Genomic DNA, 3,903 nt, shown 5'->3' on the forward strand with positions numbered 1-3,903 from the left:
GTGTCGCTGATCCGGATGAGGATGGCGATCAGCGCCCAGTTGGCCAGAACGGACGAACCACCGTACGCGAGGAACGGCATGGTCATACCGCTCAGCGGGATGAGGCCCATGACACCGCCGGCGACCACGAAGACCTGGATCGCGAAGGCGCCGGAGAGACCGATCGCCAGGAGCTTGCCGAAGGGGTCACGGGCGGCGAGAGCCGTGCGGACGCCCCGCTCGACAATCAGACCGTAGATCAGCAGGACGGCCATCATTCCGGCCAGTCCCAGTTCCTCGCCGACGGTGGAGAGGATGAAGTCCGCGTTGGCGGCGAACATGATCAGGTCCGAGTGGCCCTGGCCCAGTCCGGTGCCGAGCGTGCCGCCGGAACCGAAGGACATGAGGGACTGGGCGATCTGGTCGCTCTGATCCATCGTGGCCTTGGCGAACGGGTCGAGCCAGGCGTTCACCCGCTCCTGCACGTGATGCTCGAAGGACGCCACACCCACCGCACCGGCTGCCGACATCAGCAGACCGAAGACGATCCAGCTGGTCCGCTCGGTGGCGACGTACAGCATGACGACGAACAGACCGAAGAAGAGCAGGGACGTGCCGAGGTCGGTCTCGAACACGAGGATCAGGATCGACAGGGCCCAGATCGTGATGATCGGACCGAGGTCACGTCCGCGCGGCAGGTACATCCCCATGAAGCGGCGGCTGGCCAGCGCCAGGGCGTCCCGCTTCACCATGAGATAGCCGGAGAAGAAGATCGCGATGAGGATCTTGGCGAACTCACCCGGCTGGATCGAGAACGGGCCGAGGCTGATCCAGATCTTCGCGCCGTTCACCGCCGGGAAGAACATCGGGATGACCAGCAGGACCAGCGCCGCGGCCATCGAGATGTACGTGTAGCGCTGGAGGATCCGGTGATCCTTGAGGATCACCAGCACCGCGACGAAGAGAGCGACGCCGATCGCCGAGTACAGGAGCTGCTTGGGGGCGTCCGGGCTGTACGCCCCGTACAGGTACTCCGCGCGCTGGATCAGTCGTGGCGACTGGTCCAGCCGCCAGATCAGCACCAGGCCCAGGCCGTTGAGCAGGGTGGCCAGTGGCAGCAGCAGCGGGTCCGCGTACGGAGCGAACTTGCGCACCACGAGGTGGGCGACGCCGCCGAGCAGGATGAGTCCTGCTCCGTAACCGAACATGCCGGACGGGAGGCTCCCGTCCATGGCGAGGCCCACGTTGGCGTAGGCGAACACCGAGATGGCGATGGCGAAGACCATCATCATCAGTTCGGTGTTTCGTCGGCTCGGTGCGTCGATCGCGCCGATCGTGGTCGTGTTGGTGACAACGCTCATGGTGCTGAAGGCCCCCTACGGCTTTACTGCTTACCGCACTGCGGGACCAGCTTCTTCTCTTCCTCCGAGAGGCTGGGACCGGGAGTGGGAGTCGCTGAAGTCTGCTTGGTCTTGGCGTCGGACGTCGTGGACGTCTTGGTGGCGTCCTTGTCCGTACCGGCGGCCTGGCCCTCGTCGCTGGGGGCGTTCTTCTCGGCTGCGCGGCGCTGTGCGTCCTTCTTGCAGGCGGTCGCCTGGGTGGCGAGCTCGGTGATCTTCTCGCGAGCGTCGGCCAGGCTGCCCTCGGCGATGGTCGCCTCGACCTGCTTGCGCTGGTAGGGCGGCAGGTACTTGAGTTCGATCTCGGGGTGGTCCGTCTCGACCTTCGAGAGCGAGACCCACGCGAGGTCCTGGCTGATGCCCCGGTACAGCGCGACGTTGTCGCTCTTCGCGCCGACGAAGTACTGGGTCTGGGTCCAGCGGTAGCCGCTGTACGCACCGCCGCCGATGACCGCCAGGGCGAGCACGATGTACAGGGAGCGCTTGAGCCACTTGCGGCCGCCGGGCTTCACGAAGTCGTCGTCGGAGTAGGAGCCGAAGGCCCCGTCCGGCATGCCGTCGTAGCCGACGTCGTCACCGCTGCCGGGAGGACCGAAGCCGCCCGAGGGCGGCGGGACGGGGCGTCCGAGGCCGGCCGCGCGTCCGGCGGGGGTCTCCATGGCGCCGGAGTCGTTCAGCTGGGCGGCCTGGTTCTCCGCGACGGCTCCGACGATGACCGGGGTGTCGTTGAGCTGCCCGGCCAGGGTGTCGTTGCTGTCGACGTCGAAGACGTCGGCGACGATGCAGGTGATGTTGTCCGGGCCGCCACCGCGCAGAGCGAGCTGGATGAGGTCCTGGATGGTCTCCTGCGGGCCCTGGTAGCTGGCGAGCGTCTCCTCCATCGTCTGGTGGGAGACGACGCCGGAGAGCCCGTCGGAGCAGATCAGATAGCGGTCGCCGGCCCGGACCTCACGGATGGAGAGATCGGGTTCGACGTGGTCACCACTGCCCAGCGCGCGCATCAGCAGGGAGCGCTGCGGGTGGGTGGTGGCCTCCTCCTCGGTGATCCGGCCCTCGTCCACCAGCCGCTGGACCCAGGTGTGGTCCTGCGTGATCTGCGTCAGGACGCCGTCCCGCAGCAGATAGGCGCGCGAGTCGCCGACGTGGACGAGACCGAGGCGCTGACCCGTCCACAGGAGTGCGGTGAGCGTGGTGCCCATGCCCTCCAGCTGGGGGTCCTCCTCGACCATCATGCGCAGCTGGTCGTTGGCCCGCTGGACCGCCGTGCCCAGCGAAGTGAGGATGTCGGAGCCCGGGACGTCGTCGTCGAGCTGGACGAGCGTGGAGATCACCTCGGAGCTGGCGACCTCACCGGCCGCCTGGCCGCCCATGCCGTCGGCGATGGCGAGCAGACGCGGTCCGGCATAGCCGGAGTCCTCGTTGCCCTCCCGGATCATGCCCTTGTGCGATCCGGCGGCGAAGCGCAGGGAAAGACTCATGCGCACCTCGCCCGTCGGCTCGGGGTACAGCCGGTCTCGAGCCACACTGCCCACCCTCCGGTCGGGAGCCTGGCCGGGTCCGTTGCCCGGGCCGCCGCGGCTCGCTCGCTCCGCTCGCTCATTGTCGTACTACTTCCGCAGCTCGATGACGGTCTTGCCGATCCGGATCGGCGCGCCCAGCGGAACAGGCGTCGGGGTGGTGAGACGGGTCCGGTCCAGATACGTGCCGTTGGTGGACCCGAGATCCTCGACGATCCACTGGCCGTCACGGTCGGGGTAGATCCTGGCATGCCTGCTGGACGCGTAGTCGTCGTCCAGCACGATCGTTGAATCATGGGCCCGGCCCAGCGTGATGGTCTGCCCCTGGAGCGCCACCGTGGTGCCGGTGAGCGTCCCTTCGGACACGACCAGTTTGGTCGGTGCTCCCCGGCGCTGGCGGCCGGGCTGCTGGCGTTGCTGCGGCGGTGCCGCAGCGGTCTGGCGTGCCTGTGGAGGCCGCGCGTCGGTAGCAGTGCGGCGTGAGCCGCGCTGCGTGACGCGCGTTCCGAACAGGTCACTTCGAATGACCTGGACGGCCACGATCACGAACAGCCACAGAACAGCCAGGAATCCTAGCCGCATGACCGTAAGGGTCAGCTCTGACATTGCCCCCGCTTCACCCTTCGGCTTGCCGGTAAACGATGGTGGTGCTGCCCACGACGATCCGCGAGCCGTCGCGGAGCGTAGCGCGGGTTGTGTGCTGCCCGTCTACCACGATGCCGTTGGTAGACCCGAGATCCTGGATCGTCGAGGGCGTTCCGGTCCGAATCTCACAGTGCCGGCGGGATACGCCGGGGTCGTCGATCCGCACGTCGGCGTCGGTGCTGCGGCCCATCACCAGCGTCGGACGGGAGATCTGGTGGCGGGTGCCGTTGATCTCGATCCAGCGTCGCACCTGCGTGTTCGGCAGGGGGCTGGGAGTGGCCGGCGGGCGCCGGTCGGGACCCGGTGCTCCTCCGTGCCTGGCGCCCGGCGGCGGGGCCGCGGGCATGGGCGGTGCGGAGGCG

General features: G+C 68.1%; 4 protein-coding genes. All 4 read right to left on the reverse strand.

All coding sequences use genetic code 11. The features are described from left to right. A partial coding sequence (locus tag JGS39_RS37715) for an FtsW/RodA/SpoVE family cell cycle protein (protein ID WP_219574289.1) occupies window positions 1-1,340 on the reverse strand: 1,340 nt, incomplete at its 3' end. A gap of 23 nt (window positions 1,341-1,363) precedes the next feature. Next, window positions 1,364-2,857 (reverse strand): Stp1/IreP family PP2C-type Ser/Thr phosphatase, encoded by a 1,494-nt coding sequence (locus tag JGS39_RS37720; RefSeq protein ID WP_219574290.1) that lies wholly within the window; start codon window positions 2,855-2,857, stop codon window positions 1,364-1,366. A 129-nt stretch (window positions 2,858-2,986) separates the two neighbouring features. Further along, the gene (locus JGS39_RS37725; protein WP_148019768.1) at window positions 2,987-3,502 is read right to left on the reverse strand and encodes an FHA domain-containing protein FhaB/FipA; all 516 of its coding nucleotides are present in this window, start codon (window positions 3,500-3,502) and stop codon (window positions 2,987-2,989) included. A 10-nt stretch (window positions 3,503-3,512) separates the two neighbouring features. Next, window positions 3,513-3,903: FHA domain-containing protein (locus JGS39_RS37730; RefSeq protein WP_219574291.1), on the reverse strand; the 391-nt coding region annotated here is incomplete at its 5' end.

This window comes from Streptomyces poriferorum (assembly GCF_019399235.1).
Classification (GTDB): Bacteria; Actinomycetota; Actinomycetes; order Streptomycetales; family Streptomycetaceae; genus Streptomyces; species Streptomyces poriferorum.